At 71.2% G+C, this 15,423-nt stretch carries 13 protein-coding genes; 9 read left to right on the top strand and 4 right to left on the bottom strand.

The features are described from left to right. Positions 1-31: 31 nt before the first annotated feature. Positions 32-571, top strand: coding sequence for a DinB family protein (locus tag ABIA38_RS12270; RefSeq protein ID WP_424638579.1), 540 nt, complete (start codon positions 32-34; stop codon positions 569-571). On the opposite strand, the gene ABIA38_RS12265 is transcribed toward ABIA38_RS12270, so the two are convergent. The 3 genes from ABIA38_RS12265 to ABIA38_RS12255 form a co-directional block, all read right to left on the bottom strand. Further along, a complete protein-coding gene (locus ABIA38_RS12265; protein ID WP_424638578.1) occupies positions 568-918 on the bottom strand; it encodes an NIPSNAP family protein in 351 nt (116 codons plus the stop codon). The two genes, ABIA38_RS12270 and ABIA38_RS12265, sit on opposite strands and share 4 nt — an antisense overlap. A 19-nt stretch (positions 919-937) precedes the next feature. Beyond that, positions 938-1,495 (bottom strand): GNAT family N-acetyltransferase, encoded by a 558-nt coding sequence (locus tag ABIA38_RS12260; protein ID WP_424638577.1) that lies wholly within the window; start codon positions 1,493-1,495, stop codon positions 938-940. Positions 1,496-1,662: 167 nt separating this feature from the next. Continuing rightward, positions 1,663-1,869, bottom strand: coding sequence for a hypothetical protein (locus ABIA38_RS12255; protein WP_424638576.1), 207 nt, complete (start codon positions 1,867-1,869; stop codon positions 1,663-1,665). Between the two features lie 215 nt (positions 1,870-2,084). Between ABIA38_RS12255 and ABIA38_RS12250 the strand changes: the two genes are divergently transcribed. Both ABIA38_RS12250 and ABIA38_RS12245 read left to right on the top strand, forming a co-directional pair. Then, the gene (locus tag ABIA38_RS12250) at positions 2,085-3,161 is read left to right on the top strand and encodes a LuxR C-terminal-related transcriptional regulator (RefSeq protein ID WP_424638575.1); all 1,077 of its coding nucleotides are present in this window, start codon (positions 2,085-2,087) and stop codon (positions 3,159-3,161) included. A gap of 245 nt (positions 3,162-3,406) precedes the next feature. Beyond that, complete coding sequence (locus tag ABIA38_RS12245; protein ID WP_424638574.1) at positions 3,407-5,443, top strand: GTP-binding protein; 2,037 nt, start codon at positions 3,407-3,409, stop codon at positions 5,441-5,443. 67 nt (positions 5,444-5,510) lie between these two features. Here the strand turns inward: ABIA38_RS12245 and ABIA38_RS12240 are convergent, their stop codons facing one another. Next, complete coding sequence (locus tag ABIA38_RS12240) at positions 5,511-6,524, bottom strand: LacI family DNA-binding transcriptional regulator (RefSeq protein WP_424638573.1); 1,014 nt, start codon at positions 6,522-6,524, stop codon at positions 5,511-5,513. A 271-nt stretch (positions 6,525-6,795) separates the two neighbouring features. Between ABIA38_RS12240 and ABIA38_RS12235 the strand changes: the two genes are divergently transcribed. From ABIA38_RS12235 to ABIA38_RS12210, 6 genes are all read left to right on the top strand, one after another. Beyond that, entirely contained in the window at positions 6,796-8,538 is a 1,743-nt protein-coding gene (locus tag ABIA38_RS12235; RefSeq protein WP_424638572.1) for a glycoside hydrolase family 13 protein, read from the top strand. A gap of 56 nt (positions 8,539-8,594) precedes the next feature. Beyond that, positions 8,595-9,974, top strand: coding sequence for an alpha/beta hydrolase (locus tag ABIA38_RS12230; RefSeq protein ID WP_424638571.1), 1,380 nt, complete (start codon positions 8,595-8,597; stop codon positions 9,972-9,974). Beyond that, positions 9,971-11,248 carry a sugar ABC transporter substrate-binding protein gene (locus ABIA38_RS12225; RefSeq protein ID WP_424638570.1) on the top strand — a complete coding sequence of 426 codons (1,278 nt, stop codon included), beginning with the start codon at positions 9,971-9,973 and terminating at the stop codon, positions 11,246-11,248. The genes ABIA38_RS12230 and ABIA38_RS12225 overlap by 4 nt, the downstream gene beginning before the upstream one ends. A gap of 26 nt (positions 11,249-11,274) precedes the next feature. Further along, positions 11,275-12,888, top strand: a complete 1,614-nt coding sequence (locus ABIA38_RS12220) for an ABC transporter permease subunit (RefSeq protein ID WP_424638569.1) — start codon at positions 11,275-11,277, stop codon at positions 12,886-12,888. Next, complete coding sequence (locus tag ABIA38_RS12215) at positions 12,888-13,739, top strand: sugar ABC transporter permease (protein ID WP_424638568.1); 852 nt, start codon at positions 12,888-12,890, stop codon at positions 13,737-13,739. Before ABIA38_RS12220 ends, ABIA38_RS12215 begins: the two co-directional genes overlap by 1 nt. Before the next feature lie 61 nt (positions 13,740-13,800). Further along, a complete protein-coding gene (locus ABIA38_RS12210; RefSeq protein WP_424638567.1) occupies positions 13,801-15,408 on the top strand; it encodes a glycoside hydrolase family 13 protein in 1,608 nt (535 codons plus the stop codon). The last annotated feature ends 15 nt before the right edge of the window (positions 15,409-15,423 follow it).

The raw sequence follows: 15,423 nt of genomic DNA, 5'->3' as shown, positions 1-15,423 counted from the left end.
ATGTCGGACCGGTTGTGGAGACTTTGTTGCCATGACTACATACGACAACCGGTCTCGAGTGCCGATCGCGGTGCCGACCGACCCCGAGATTCGCGCGCTGTCGGCTGCTTTGGAGGCACAGCGGCGGCATGTCCTCGCCATCCTCGACGGACTGGACGAACCGGCCCTGCGGCGGCCGGTGTTGCCGTCCGGGTGGAGCTGCCTGGGTGTGGTCCGGCATCTGGCACTGGACGTCGAGCGATTCTGGTTCGGCGCCGTGGTCACCGGGGACGCGGGCGTGATCGCGGGACTCGCGGAGATCGACGACGCCTGGCAGGTGGACCCGGACCGGTCGGCCGCCGAGGTGCTGGACCGGTATCGCACCGAGGTGGCTCTGGCGAACACGGTGATCACCGGCACGGCGGCCGACGTGCCCCTGGCCTGGTGGCCGCACGACCTCTTCGGCGAGCCGCACCTGCACAGTCTGCGCGAGGTGGTGCTGCATGTGATCACCGAGACCGCGTGCCATGCCGGCCACCTGGACGCGGCCCGCGAACTGATCGACGGGCGGCAGTGGTTGGTGCTGGGCTAGGACGCGTTCTGCGACACGTCCTGGGACGCGTTCCGGGACACGCCGCCGTCGAGGGGGCGCAGGAAGCGGCGTTCGTAGCGTTTGATGCAGCCGGTGCGGCGGGCCAGTTCGACCGCGGCCAGGCAGTCCGGGTCGGTCGCCGCGTCCGTACGGTACTGCTCGTAGGAGGCGAAGCCGGGGAACGAGAAGAGGGCGTAGGCGATGTCGCTGTCGCCCTCGCTGGGCATGAAGTAGCCGTGGTGGGTGCCGCCGAACCGGTTGACCAGCTCGATCCAGCGACGGCCGTACTCCTCGAAGTCGGCCAGTTTGTCCGCGTCGATCTCGTACTTCAGATGAATGGTGATCATTCGTACATGATGCCGGCGACTATTGTTCGGCACTCCGCCGCAGTGCCAGCAATTGGCCCGGCCAGTCCGGGAGCTCGGGGCGCTCGACGGTGAAGGGGGTGACGGGGGTGAAGCCGAGCGCCTGGTACTGGCGGATCAGCGCGCCGTCGCCGCCGGCGTAGCAGTCGACCCGGATCAGGTCGATCTCGCGGCGGGCGGCCTCCTGGCGGACGTCCTCGATCAGCGCGGCGCCGACGCCCGCGCCGACGAACCGTCGGTCGGTGACCAGGAGGTTGACGAACCATTCGGGCTCGTCGACGGTCGGGATGTAGGTGGAGGGGGTTGCCGAGGCGACGCAGGTGCCGGCCGGCTCGCCGTCGATCTCGGCCAGGCGAGCGTGCCCTTGGCGAAGGTAGTTCTCCACCCGCTGCACGGCCTCGGGGCGGGTGGACCACGGCTCGGTGCCCCATTGGCCGGCGCGGCCGTCGGCGGCCAGCCAGGCCACCGCGCGGTCGAGCATGGCGACGACGATCGGTACGGCCTCCGGGCCCACCGTCCGGATGTGCACGGTGCGCCGCCCGTTGTCTTCCGAGCCCATCGAGGTCCCCTCCCGCTGCCGCCATGATCGTCGTCCATCGGGATCCTCGCACCATACGGGTGGTCGGCGCGAGGGGGGTCGGACGGCGAGGTGCCCTGCGGATCCCGGTTCGGGGTGGGGACCCACAGGGCGGCTCGGCGGATTCGGTCAACCGGTGACCGAGTCGGTTACCCGGCCATGCACCTGGCCCACTGGGCGCGGGCGAAGGCCGCTCCGACGGTCCAGTAGGTGTTGTCGTAGTCGATGGTGCACTGCTCGCGCTTGGTGTGCTGCCACGGCGGCCCCGCCTGCGCCGCGGAACCGGCGGTCATTACGAGTACGGGGGCCAGGACGGCCGCGCCGGCAATGGCGCCGGCGATTCGACGGATGCTCATGGGGGTGAACTCGCTTTCATGGTGCGGGAATCGGTGGGGGCGGCCGGCCCGCGATGGCACGCGGTTCGGAACTCGCTGTCGTATCCTCGCGATCACATCCGGAAGGCGAAATCCCATATTTCTGGGATGTTCCCGATTGCCGGCGCCAAGTGGGCCCGGATTCTTGACGGTTGCCCTACGGACAGGCTTGATGCCTGCGTGTTACGTTTCGCGCCATGGCACTACGCGGGGCGAGCGCGCAGCGGGCGATCGAGGGCTTACGCGAACTTGCCGGGATGGGTCTGACCGCTCCCGAGATCTTCCGCCGGTCCGACGAACTGCTGCGTGGCGTACTGGAGTTCGACGCCGTGTGCTGGCACACCGCCGATCCGGCCACCGGACTGGTCACCTCGGTGCTGAGTGACGATCTCAGCCTGGCGGGCTTTCGCGAGGCGGTTCGGCTCGAGGTGTGGCACGAGGACGCCGCCTCCTTCCCCAACATCCGGCGCAGCGGACTGCGGGCCGAGACGCTGAGCCGGGTGACCCGGGGGCGGCCGGAGCGCACGATCAGGTTCCGCGAGCAGATCGCGCCGGCCAGCTTCGGGGACGAACTGCGCGCCGTCTTCGATACGCAGGGCGGCATGTGGGGCTGCGCGGCGTTTCTGCGGGTCCCCGATCGTGGTCCCTACCTGGGCCGACACCGGGACTTGGCGGACATCGCCGCGCGGCACATCGGCAACGCGCTGCGCGCCTGCCACATCACGCCCGCCCGGTCCGCCGACGCCGAGGCCGAGCAGGCGCCCGCGATGGTCATCCTGGGCCCCTCGAACGGTCTGGTCGCCGCCGACGATCGGGCCCAGCGGCTGCTGGCCGAACTGGCCGACGACGCGATGGCCGCGCTCTCCGTACCCACCGCGTTTGCGATCGCCTCGGAGCGGGCCAGGCGGGCGGCGTGCGGGGAACTGCCGGCACAGGGCAAGATCCGGGTCCGCGCCGCCGACGGCCGCTGGTTCGTCCTGCACGCCTCCCTCGTCGAGGGCCTCGCGGACGGCTGCGTCGGAGTGGTGGCCTCCCCGGCGTCGCCGGCCGAGACCATGCCGATGTATCTGGCCGCCTACGGCCTGACCGGCCGCGAGCAGGAGGTGGCGCTGCACGCGCTGCGCGGCTGCGATACGAAGGAGATCGCCCGGGTGTTGGCGATGACCCCGTACACGGTCCAGGACCACCTGAAGGCGATCTTCACCAAGGCCGGGGTGACCAGCCGACGCGAACTGATCGCCCGGATCGTGCTGGGGGAACAACCGACGATCTGACCCGGCGGGGGCGGCACGGGGGGCGCGATCGGGCGCGGTCGTCCCGCCCGACCTGCGGTGTTGTGCCGGTATGGCGAGGCTGCGCCGCGGGCTCGGCGGGCTCGGCCGCAGCGGTGGGGCCGGTGCTAGGGTCGACTCGCACTGTGTGAATCGGATGAACCGGAAAGGGAACGTCATGCGCCAAGAGTCCAGCGGTCTCTGCGGAATTCATCCGATCTGCGCAGTTGCGGGAGCCACTGGCCGTCATGAACTTTCTGAATATCGGGATTCTTGCCCATGTTGACGCCGGCAAGACCAGTCTGACCGAGCGTCTGCTGTTCGACGCGGGCGTGATCGCCCGGGTCGGCAGTGTCGATGCCGGGAGCACCCAAACCGATTCGCTGGACCTCGAACGTCGACGCGGGATCACCATCCGCTCGGCGGTGGTGGCGTTTCGGGTGGACGATCTCCAGGTCAATGTGATCGACACGCCCGGCCACTCGGACTTCGTCGCCGAGGTCGAGCGGGCCTTGCGGGTGTTGGACGGCGCCGTACTCGTGGTGTCGGCGGTCGAGGGTGTGCAGGCGCGAACGCGCGTACTGATCCGCTCACTTGTGCGGCTGCGGATCCCGGTGCTGGTCTTCGTCAACAAGATCGATCGCCGGGGTGCGCGGTACGGCGAGGTGCTCGACGCGCTCACCCGGGAACTGGGGCCGGGCTGCGTCGCGATGGGGTCGGTGCGGGACATCGGCACCGCGGGCGCACGCTTCACGCCGTTCGAGGTCGGCGACGTGGACGCGGCTGCGGACGTGGACACCGGCGCGGCGTTCGCGGAGCGGCTCGCGGAGGCGTTCGCCGATCACGGCGAGTCGTTCGTGGACGCCTACCTGGACGAGCGGGTCACCGTCTCGGCGGCGGACTACGCACGGGAGTTGCGCCGGCAGGTCGGGCACGCCTGGACCTACCCGGTCTTCTTCGGCTCCGCGATGACCGGCGAAGGGGTCGACCCGTTGATCCGCGGGATCGTCGAACTGCTGCCCCGGGGCCGGGAATCGGCGGCTCGTGCGGCGGTGGATGGGGAGCCGTTGCGCGCGGTGGTGTTGAAGATCGAGCGGGGCCGCGCGGGGGAGAAGATCGCGTATGTGCGGATGCGCGGCGGGGTGCTGCGCGCCCGGGACGCGGTCACCTTCCACCGGCGGGATCCGCACGGCGGTGTACTCGAACTGCGCGGGCGTGTCTCGGCGGTGCAGGTGTTCGACCTGGGTACCGCGGTGCGCGACGCGGACGCGCCGGCCGGGGCGATCGCCAAGGTGCGCGGCCTGGCCGAGGTACGGGTCGGCGATCATCTCGGTTCGGCCGAAGACCTGCCCACCCAGGGCCTGTTCGCGCCGCCCACGCTCGAATCCGAGGTGACTTTGGCGAGTGCGAGCGAGCGTCCCGCGTTGTACGCGGCGCTGCAACGGATCGCGGAGGAGGACCCGATGATCGACGTGCGCGGCGACGAGGCGACCGGGGCGATCTCGGTGCGGTTGTACGGCGAGGTGCAGAAGGAGGTGATCGCCTCGACGCTGGCCGAGTCGTTCGGGCTCCGGGTCGCGTTCGAGCGGTCGCGCGCGCTCTACTTCGAACGGCCCGTCGGCGTCGGCGAGGCGCTGGAGGAGGTCGACGGGGACGGCGTCACCTTCTTCTGGGCGACGGTGGGGTTGCGTATCGAACCCGGGCCGGTGGGCAGCGGCATCGTGTTCGGCCTCGGGGTCGAACTGGGCGCCCTGCCACTGGCGTTCCACCGGGCGATCGAGGAGTCGGTACATCGCACGCTGCAACAGGGGCTGCACGGCTGGGAGGTGTTGGACTGCGCGGTGACGCTGACCCACACCGGATACTTCAGCCCGGTCAGCGCGGCCGGGGACTTCCGCAGCGTGACACCGCTGGTGGTCGGCGACGCGCTGCGCCGGGCCGGTACCCGGATCCTCGAGCCGACGCACCGGTTCGAGATCGAGACGCCGGCGGATTGTCTGGGCGCGGTGTTGTCGGCGCTGAGCGCGGCGCGGGCGATCCCGGAGGAGCAGACCGCGAGCGGCGACCGGTTCGTGGTGTGCGGCACGATCCCGGCCGACCTGGTGCACGGGCTCACCGCGCGGCTGCCCGAACTGACCCGCGGTGAGGGCGTCCTGGTCAGCGAGTTCGGCGGCTACCGTCCGTACACCGGCCAACCGATCCCGACCCGGGAGCATACCGGCGCGAATCCGTACGACCGCGAGCGGTACATGCTGCACTCGCTCGGGCGAGCGCGCGGGATGTGACGGGGTCGGCCGGCGGGGCGGCGGGGCGAGGGTCGCGACTCGGCCCCGCCCGGCCGTCCCCGCCCCTTCACCCCGCCGGCGGCGCCGCCGCGGTGGAGGCCCGGGCGACCAGGCGCGGGGCGAATCGGTGGTCCACGTGGGGGGTGTGGTAGCCCTGGAGTCGCTGCCACATCGCGGTCGCGATCGCGGTGGACATCTGCTCTATCGGCTGCTGCACGGTGGTCAGCGGCGGGTCGCTGTGCGCGGCGAGGTAGGAGTCGTCGTAGCCCACCACCGACACGTCGCGCGGCACGGAGCAGCCCGCCTCGCGCGCGGCGGAGATCACGCCGAGGGCCATCAGATCGCTCCCGGTGACGATCGCGGTCGCGCCCGCGTCGAGCAGTCGGCGGGCCGCGGCCTGGCCGCCGGTGAGCGAGTAGGTGGACTCCACGTAGAGCGCGTCGTCGCAACCGCCGAAGGTCGCGGTCATCGCGGCGCGGTAGCCGGCCAGTCGGTGACGTGAGGGGCGGTAGAACTCCTCGCCGCCGGCCAGCGCGATCCGGGTGTGCCCCAGGCTGTGCAGGTGGGCCACGGCCAGTGCGGTACCGGCGGCCTCGTCGGTGGTGACGGTGGACACCGGCAGACCCGATACGCCGCCGTTGACCAGGACCATCGCCACGTGCTTTTGGTGCAGATGCCAGTAGAAGCCGTGATCGGCCTCGGGGTTGGCGTGCCGCCCGGAGATCAGTACGAGTCCCTCGATGCCGCGCCGCAACAGTGTTTCGATGTAGTCCAGTTCGGTCGGCCCGTGTTTCGTCGAGCTGCCGATCAACGCGGTGACGCCGTACTGGCCCAGGCGTGCCTCCACCGCCCCGGCGAGCAGCGCGAAGGCCGGGTTCTCCAGTTCCGGCACGATGATGCCCACGAACGGCCGGCCGACCGGCGCGGGGGCGACCATGCCCTGCGCCCGGATGGCGTCCAGGACCTTGGTGCGGGTGTGCTCGGCGACTCCGGGCTTGTCGTTGAGGACGCGGCTGACAGTCGCCGCGCTGACTCCGATCCGGTCGGCGATCCTACGGACCGAAGGTCGCTCCGATGTCACGCGACGGTCACCCCATCCCCCTCGTTGAAACGGCTCACCCGGCGGAACTCCCCCGAGGAGTCCACGAGGTGCCCCACGCTACCGAAACGTGTTTCGCCGTTGCAACAAAATCTTTGAAACATGTTGCAGAATGTTGCAGTCGTTTGCCGATTGCTTTTACGCTCCTCGGCATTCGACCTGATGAACGGCATGTTTCGGAGTCGCAAACGCCATGCACCCACCGGAAACACTCGGTAACACAGCGGCGCATCACGACGGTTCGCCGGGCTACGTGAGCAACCCGTCGCCGCAACCCGGCGACCACGTCGAGCTGTTCGTGCGCACCCACACCGCCACCGGCACCAAGCGTGTCCATGTACGCACCAAGGTCGACGGCGAACCGGCGTTCACCGAGGCGAAGGTGGACCGCGTGGTCGGCGACGAGACCTGGTGGCGGGTCGGCGTCGAGGTCGGCAGCACCGAGTTCGGCTACCGATTCCTGCTCGACACCCCCGACGGGAACCGCTGGCTCACCGGCGCCGGCACCGCCGCCCGCGACGTGCCGGACACTGGTGACTTCACGCTCACCACCTACGCCGCGCCGCCCGCGTGGGCCGCCGACGCGGTGGTCTACCAGATCTTCCCGGACCGCTTCGCCCGCTCGGCCCGACAGACCGACACCCTGCCGGACTGGGCCCGCGCGGCGAACTGGGACGACCCGGTGCCGTGGGGCACACCCGGCGCACTGCAGCAGATCTACGGCGGCGACCTGTGGGGCGTGCTGGACCGGCTCGACCACATCCGGGCCCTGGGCGCCGACGTGCTCTACCTCACCCCGTTCTTCCCGGCCCGCTCCAATCACCGCTACGACGCGACCACCTTCGACCGGGTCGACCCACTGCTCGGCGGCGACGAGGCGCTGCGCGCGCTCACCGCCGAGGCGCACCGGCGCGGGATGCGGGTGATCGGCGACCTGACGCTCAACCACTCCGGGGACGGGCACGAGTGGTTCCGGCGCGGGCAGGCCGAACCGGGCTCCGCCGAGGCGGACTTCTACTACTTCGACGCCGAAGACCGGGGCCGCTACGCCTCGTTCTGCGGTGTGGACACCCTGCCCAAGTTCGACCACACCTGCGCCGAGCTGCGCTCGCGGCTGTACGCCGGGCCGGACTCGGTGGTCGCGCGCTATCCGCGCGACTTCGGCCTGGACGGCTGGCGGATCGACGTCGCGCAATCCGCCGGGCGCCACGGCACCGAGGACCGCAACGCCCAGGTGGCGCGCGACACTCGGGCCACGCTGAGCGCCGCCGCGCCGGACACCCTGCTCCTGGCCGAACACCAGCACGACGCGTCCGCGTCGCTGCGCGGCGACGGCTGGCAGGGCACGATGGCCTACTCCGGCTTCACCCGGCCGGTCTGGGGCTGGCTGGCCGATGCGCCGCTGACCGAGTTCTGGGGCGTGCCCGGTCCGATCCCCAGCTATGGCGGTACGGAACTGGCCACCGTGATGCGGGACTTCGCCGCCCTGCTGCCGTGGCGTTCGTACACGCACAACCTGACCCTGCTCGACTCGCACGACACCCAGCGGTTTCGCTCGATGGCCGGGCGTGAGCACCAACACCTGGGCGCCGCCCTGCTGTTCACCCTGCCAGGGCTCCCGATGGTGTTCGCCGGCGACGAGGTCGGCGTGGCGGGCGTGCATCTGGAGGACGGGCGCCGGCCCTTCCCGTGGGATCCGAACCGCTGGGACCACGACACATACGCCACCTACCGGGACCTGATCGCACTGCGCCGGACCCACCGCGCACTGCGCGAGGGCGGCCTGCGCTGGTTGCACTGCGCGGCCGACACGGTGGTCTACGAGCGTTGGTTGCCCGGCGAGACGCTCCTCGTCCAGGTCAACCGGGCGACCCACACCCCGATCGCCGCCCCGGTCGCCGCGCAGAGCCTGACCGGCGGCCCGGACCTGCGCCCGGGCGAGCCGATGCCGGGCGACGGCCCGGCGTACCACGTCTGGCGGGTGGAGGGCGCGTGATGGACCTCGAGCCGGCGTCGACCACCTCCATACCCATGATGGGAGAACCCCCGACCATGTCCGCGACCGCGGCTGCCGCCGGTGTGCTCGAGACGTTGCCCAACGTGCGCTCGGAGCACCTGGACAACACCCGTGACGTGCACGTCTACCTGCCGCCGGGCTACCACCCGGACGCCGGCCCCTACCCGGTGTTGTGGCTGCACGACGGGCAGCACGTGTTCGCCCGCACCGGTCTCGAGCCCAGTTGGCGGGTCGAGGAGACGCTGGATCGGCTGATCGGCGCGGGACTGGTACCACCGCTGGTGGCGGTCGCCGTGGACAACGGCCGGGACGCGCGCGGTGCGGAGTACAGCCACTATGTGCCCTACCCCCGCGACCCGCGCGCATTGGCCCGGGGCGAGCTGTACGAGCGGTTCCTGATCGAGGAGTTGCGCCCGCTGATCGCGGCCCGCTACGCGGTCACCGAGGACCCCGCGCAGACCGCCGTGCTCGGCTCCTCGATGGGTGGACTCGCCTCCTACCACCTCGCGTTCCGCCGCCCCGACGTGTTCGGCCTGGCCGGGGTGCTCTCGCCGTTCCTGGTCTTCGTCGACCCGATCACCCTCGACGAGACGGCGGTGCACCACCGACAGGACACGCGTGGACCGGCCCGGATCTGGGTGGACATCGGTGGCATGGAGGGCCTGATCACCGTGCGCCACGCCCGCGACCTGGTCGAGCACCTGATCACCGACGTCGGCTACGCGCCGGACCGCGAGGTGCGCTTCCACGAGGACCCGTCGGCGCCGCACCACGAGAGCGCCTGGGCCCGGCGGCTCTCCAGCGCTTTGCTCCACCTGTTCGGCGACGCCGAACTACCCCTGGCCGAACTGCGGTTGCCCGAGCGGCCGGTGCTGGCCACCGGGCAGCAGGACGCGAGCGTCGCGCCGGTCGGGGTACGCGCCGACGGTTGCGTGTACTCCGTCCTGGACGCCGAATTGACCTGGACCCCCGCCGACGCGCTGCGCCCGCTCGGCCTGGCCCGGGTGGCCCCGGCCCGGCCCGGCACCGTCGAGCTGACCGCGACCGCCGGCGGACACACCGCGCAGGGCAGCGTCGAGGTGGTCGAGGGCGGCGCCGACGCGCTTTTGGAGGTCACCGTGACCACCGCCGCCGACCTGCCCGCCGAGGAGACCGTGTACTTCTCCGGCCTGGTCACCACCCGCGTCGACGCCGGTACCTACCACGGCAGTTGGCGGCTCCCGCGCGGCGTCGGGCTGAACGGCGCGGTCGGTCGCGGCTGGCGCTGCGACGGCCTGGACGCGACCGGCGAGCCGATCCGCGACCCCTTCCACCACGACGGCGACCGGCACATCCGGCTGCACGTACCGGCCTGGAGCGACCTGAACGTGGTGACCCCCGCCGAGTCGTCCACCCCCACCGAGGAGACCCTGTGAGAACGCGTCTGCTGCTCCCGGCCGTGCTCGCCGCGACCGTGCTCGCCACCGCCGCGTGCGGCGGCTCAAGCGGCGGCACCGGTGACGGGGCCGGGAAACCCGCCGCGTCCGGCGCCGCTCCCGGCGCGCCGGCCGGCACCGGCTCGCTGACCGTCTGGGCCGACGACGCCCGCGCCAAGCCGCTCCAGGAGATCGCCGCCGCGTTCACCCGGGACAAGGGCGTCAAGGTCAAGGTCGTGCAGAAGGGCCTGGGCGAGATCCGCGACGACTTCGTCTCCCAGGCGCCCACCGGCCAGGGCCCCGACGTGGTGGTCGGTCCGCACGACTGGCTCGGCAAACTGGTGCACAACGGCGTCCTGGCTCCGCTCGAACTCGGCGACCGGGCCGCCGCGTTCTCCCCGGTCGCGCTCGACGCGATGCGCTACGAGGGCCGTACCTACGGGCTGCCCTACGCGGTGGACGGCATCGCGCTGCTCCGCAACACCGAACTGGCCCCGCAGGCCCCCGCCTCCTTCGACGAACTCCTGTCCACCGGCCGCCGGTTGGTCGCGGAGGGCAAGGCGAAACTGCCGGTCGCGGTGCCGGTGGACGCCAAGAGCGGCTCGCCGTACCACCTTTACCCGCTGCAGACCTCGTTCGGCTGTCAGGTCTTCGGCACCAAGCCCGACGGCGGTTACGACGCCAACAGGCTCGAACTGGACAGCCCGGCCTGCCAACGCTTCGCGCCCTGGCTGCGCGGGCTCGGCAGGGACGGCGTGCTCTCCACGTCGCTGACCGCCGAGATCGCCACCGACGCGTTCCTCAAGGGCCAGACCCCATACCTGCTCGCCGGCCCGTGGGACGCGGCCACCTTCCGCAACGCGCACGTCCCGTTCGCCGTCGACCCGGTGCCCAGCGCCGACGGCTCGCCGGCCCGCCCGTTCGTCGGCGTGCAGGGCTTCTTCGTCGGCGCCAAGTCGGCGAACCCGATCCTGGCCCAGGACTTCGTGCTCAACTACCTGTCCACCCCGCAGGCCCAACGTGCCCTCTACGACACCGGCGGCCGGGTCCCGGCCACCACCGCCGTCCTCGACCAGGTCAAGGACGATCCCGTGGTCGCCGGCTTCGCCCGCGCCGCGCAGGCCGGCGTGCCCACGCCGAACCTGCCCGCGATGGACAGCGTGTGGGCCGACTGGGGACTGACCCAACTGGCCATCGTCCAGGGGCGCGGTGAACCGGCCGAGCTGACCACCGCGATGGCGAGCCGGATCCGCGCCAAGATCGCCGCGGGCTGACGCGGAGCGGACGAGGAGAGACCGTCGTGACCCAGACCCTGCCCAACCGACCGGCGCCCCCCGCGCCGGACCCGCGGCCCACCGGCCGAGCCCGCCCGACCCCGGCCCTCCGCCGGGGCCCGGCCGGCCTCGCCGCCCGGATCGTCCTGCTGTCCACCGTCGACGCCCTCGCGGTCTACGGGCTGTTCGCGCTGGCCGCACGGCACTCGTGGGGGATGTTCGGCGCCCTGCTCGTGGGTACGGTCGCGGTGAACGTCGTCTACGCGAGCAAGCGCCACGTGCCCGCGAAATACCTCGCCCCCGGCGTCGCGTTGCTTCTGGTCTACCAGGTGTACGTGGTGCTCTACACCGGCGTCGCCGCCTTCACCAACTACGGCGACGGCCACAACAGCGACAAGCCCGACGCGGTCGCGGCGATCCTCGCGCACAGCGAGACGCGCGTCCCCGACTCGCCCGTATTCCCGGCCTCGGTGGTCGCGCGCGGCGACCGGGTCGGGCTGCTGCTGACCATGCCCGACCACAGTGTGCGACTGGGCCGGCCGGGACATCCGGCCGAGCCGGTGGCGCAGCCGGTGTACGACGCCGGCGGCCGGGCGGTCGCCGCACCCGGGTGGACCGCGCTGACGTACGCTCAGATCGCGGGCCGGCAACGCGAGATCAGCGAACTGCGGGTGCCCGCCGGGGAGGACCCGAACAGCGGCAGTCTGCGTACCGCCGACGGGATCAGCGCCGCCGCCTATCGTTCCACCCTGGTCTACGACCGCGCCGCCGACACGATCACCGACCGGGCCCGCGGCACGGTCTACCGACCCACCTCCGACGGCGTGTTCGCCGCGCCCGACGGCAGCCGGCTCAGCCCCGGCTGGAAGGTGTTCGTCGGGCTGGACAACTTCCAAAAGATCCTGACCGATCGGGACATCCGCGGCCCGTTCCTGAGCGTGCTGCTGTGGACGTTCGTCTTCGCGGGTGTCTCGGTCGCCGTGCCGTTCGCGATCGGGCTGGTGTTGGCCGCCGTCCTGAACGGGAGACACCTGCGCGGACACCGGTTCTACCGCTCGCTGATCATGCTGCCGTACGCCTTCCCGGCGTTCCTGGCCGCGCTGGTGTGGCAGGGCCTGCTCAACACCGACTACGGCTATGTCAACGTCTCGCTGCTCGACGGCGCGCACATCCCGTGGCTGACCGATCCGTGGCCGGCCCGACTGAGCGTGCTCGCGGTCAACGTGTGGATCAGTTTCCCGTACATGTTCCTGATCTGTACCGGCGCGCTCCAGGCGATCCCGGCCGAGGTCACCGAGGCGGCCCGGATCGACGGCGCGGGCCGGTGGCAGGTGCTGAAGCAGATCAGGTTGCCGCTGTTGCTGACGTCCGTCACCCCCATGCTGATCGCGACCTTCGCCTTCAACTTCAACAACTTCAACGTCATCTACATGCTCACCGGCGGCGGCCCCAAGGATCCCGACGCGCCGATCGAGGTCGGCTCGACCGATCTGCTGATCTCGCTGGTGTACAAACTCGCCTTCGGCGGCAGCACCCGGCAATACGGCCTGGCCTGCGCCGTCTCGATCCTGATCTTCGTGGTGGTCGCCGCGATCTCCGTCATCGGCCTGCGTCGCAGCCGCGCGTTCGAGGAGTCCTGATGATCCATTGGTTCGCGCGCACCGGCTGGCGGCACCTGATCGGGGTGCTCGCGGTGCTGGTGGCGATCTTCCCGCTGGTGTTCGTACTGTCCGCGTCGCTGAATCCGAGCGGCACACTCACCGGCTCCAACGAGCTGTTCTCGGACACCACGGGCGCGCACTACCGGGAGTTGTTCGACGACCCGATGCATCCGTTCGGCAAGTGGTTCGTCAACTCGATGGCGGTCGGCCTGGCCACCGCGATCGGGTCGGTGTTCCTGGGCGCGTGCGCGGGCTACGCCTTCTCCCGGTTCCGCTTCCGGGGCCGCAAGGCGGGGTTGACCACGCTGCTGCTGGTCCAGATGTTCCCGCAACTGCTCGCCTACGTCGCGCTGTTCCTGTTGCTGTCGGCGTTCGACGAGGTGTTCCCGGCGATCGGCCTGGGCAGTCGGCTGGGTCTGGTGATGATCTACCTCGGCGGCGCGCTCGGGGTGAACACCTATCTGATGAAGGGCTTCTTCGACACCGTGCCGCGCGATCTGGACGAGGCGGCGCGGATCGACGGCGCGTCGCACGCGCAGGTGTTCTTCCGGATCATGCTGCCGCTGGTGGCACCGGTGTTGGCGGTGGTGGCGCTGCTGTCCTTCGTCGCGACGCTCAACGACTTCGTGATCGCGAGCCTGGTGCTGGGCGACCCGGACAAGCAGACGTTGGCGGTCGGGCTCTACCACTTCATCTCCTATGGGGTGGGCCGCAACTGGGGCGTGTTCGCGGCGGGCGTGCTGATCGCCGCGCTCCCGGTGTTGGTGCTGTTCCAGTTCCTGCAACGGTTCATCGTCGGCGGGCTGACGGCGGGTGCGGTGAAGAGCTGAGGTCCCGCGTGCCGTTCCTGTTTCGCCTTTCCCGCCAGGTTCCACCGAAGGATGTTCTCGAATGACCCTCACGACCATGAACACCCGTACGACCACCGGTTGGTGGCGCGACTCGGTGATCTATCAGGTGTACGTGCGCAGCTTCGCGGACGGCAACGGCGACGGGGTCGGCGACCTGCCCGGTGTGCGCAGCCGGCTGCGCTACCTGAGCGCGCTGGGCGTGGACGCGGTGTGGCTCACCCCGTTCTATGCCTCGCCACAGGCCGATCACGGCTACGACGTCGCCGACTACCGGGCCGTGGACCCGCTGTTCGGCACGTTGGCGGACGCCGAGGCGTTGCTGCGCGACGCGCATGCGCACGGTCTGCGGGTGATCGTCGACGTGGTGCCCAATCACACCTCCGAGGCGCACGCGTGGTTCGTCGAGGCGCTGGCGGCCGGCCCCGGCTCGGCCGGGCGGCAGCGGTACCACTTCCGGCCCGGTCGCGGGGTCGACGGCGAACTGCCGCCCAACGACTGGGAGTCGGTGTTCGGCGGCCGGGCCTGGACCCGAGTGCCGGACGGCGACTGGTATCTGCACCTGTTCGCCCCGGAGCAGCCGGACCTGAACTGGGAACACCCGGAGGTCCGGGCCGAGTTCGAGGACATCCTGCGGTTCTGGCTGGACCTGGGCGTGGACGGGTTCCGGGTCGACGTCGCACACGGCCTGATCAAGGCGCCGGGGCTGCCGGACATCGGCACGGGCGCCGGGGTCGAACTGCTCGGCAGCGCCGAACTGCCGTTCTTCGACCAGGACGGCGTACACGAGATCTACCGCGCCTGGCGACGGATCCTGGACTCCTACCCGGGCGCGCGCATAGCCGTCGCGGAGGCCTGGACGCCCAGCCCCGAGCGGACCGCGCGCTACGTCCGGCCGGACGAGCTGCACCAGGCGTTCAACTTCCACTACCTGGGCACCGATTGGTCGGCGCCCGCGCTGCGCGAGGTGATCGACGCGTCGCTGGCCGGCGCGGCGGCGGTCGGCGCGCCCGCGACATGGGTGTTGTCCAACCACGATGTACACCGCCACGTGACCCGCTACGGCGACGGCGCGATCGGCCTGCGCCGAGCCCGGGCCGCGGCGCTGACCACGTTGGCCCTGCCCGGTTCGGTCTACGTCTACCAGGGCGAGGAACTGGGCCTGCCCGAGGTGCTCGACCTGCCCGACGAGGTACTCCAGGACCCGAGGTGGGAACGCTCCGGCCACACCGAGCGGGGCCGCGACGGCTGCCGCGTACCCCTGCCGTGGTCCGGCCGGCAGGCCCCCTACGGCTTCGCCACCCCGGGCAGCGCGGCCCCCTGGCTCCCGCAGCCGAGCGCCTGGCGGGACCTGACCGTCGAGGCCCAATGGGACGACCCGACCTCGACCCTGTCCCTGTACCGCACCGCGCTCGCCATCCGCCGGACCCACGAGTCCCTCGGCGACGCGACCGAGCTGCACTGGCTCGATTCGCCCGGGGACACCCTGGTCTTCGCGCGTGGCGAGGACCTGATCTGCGCGGTGAACCCGACCCCGGAGCCGGTCCGACTCCCCGAGTACGGAACGGTGCTCCTGGCGAGCGGCGACCTCCCCGGCGGCGGTGTGCTGCCGGCGGACACGGCGGTCTGGTACGCGGTGGCGGCGGGCTGAGCCCCGGGCGTCCGG

Origin of the sequence: Embleya sp. AB8, assembly GCF_049739465.1 — a bacterium.
GTDB lineage: Bacteria > Actinomycetota > Actinomycetes > Streptomycetales > Streptomycetaceae > Embleya.
Note: the sequence above shows the minus strand (reverse complement) of the source record. Positions and strands in the feature narration are given on the sequence as shown.

Coding starts and splice junctions, on each gene's coding strand:
- ABIA38_RS12270 (WP_424638579.1), top strand. CDS start 32: ATGACTACATACGACAACCGGTCTCGAGTGCCGATCGCGGTGCCGACC.
- ABIA38_RS12265 (WP_424638578.1), bottom strand. CDS start 918: ATGATCACCATTCATCTGAAGTACGAGATCGACGCGGACAAACTGGCC.
- ABIA38_RS12260 (WP_424638577.1), bottom strand. CDS start 1,495: ATGGGCTCGGAAGACAACGGGCGGCGCACCGTGCACATCCGGACGGTG.
- ABIA38_RS12255 (WP_424638576.1), bottom strand. CDS start 1,869: ATGAGCATCCGTCGAATCGCCGGCGCCATTGCCGGCGCGGCCGTCCTG.
- ABIA38_RS12250 (WP_424638575.1), top strand. CDS start 2,085: ATGGCACTACGCGGGGCGAGCGCGCAGCGGGCGATCGAGGGCTTACGC.
- ABIA38_RS12245 (WP_424638574.1), top strand. CDS start 3,407: ATGAACTTTCTGAATATCGGGATTCTTGCCCATGTTGACGCCGGCAAG.
- ABIA38_RS12230 (WP_424638571.1), top strand. CDS start 8,595: ATGTCCGCGACCGCGGCTGCCGCCGGTGTGCTCGAGACGTTGCCCAAC.
- ABIA38_RS12215 (WP_424638568.1), top strand. CDS start 12,888: ATGATCCATTGGTTCGCGCGCACCGGCTGGCGGCACCTGATCGGGGTG.
- ABIA38_RS12210 (WP_424638567.1), top strand. CDS start 13,801: ATGACCCTCACGACCATGAACACCCGTACGACCACCGGTTGGTGGCGC.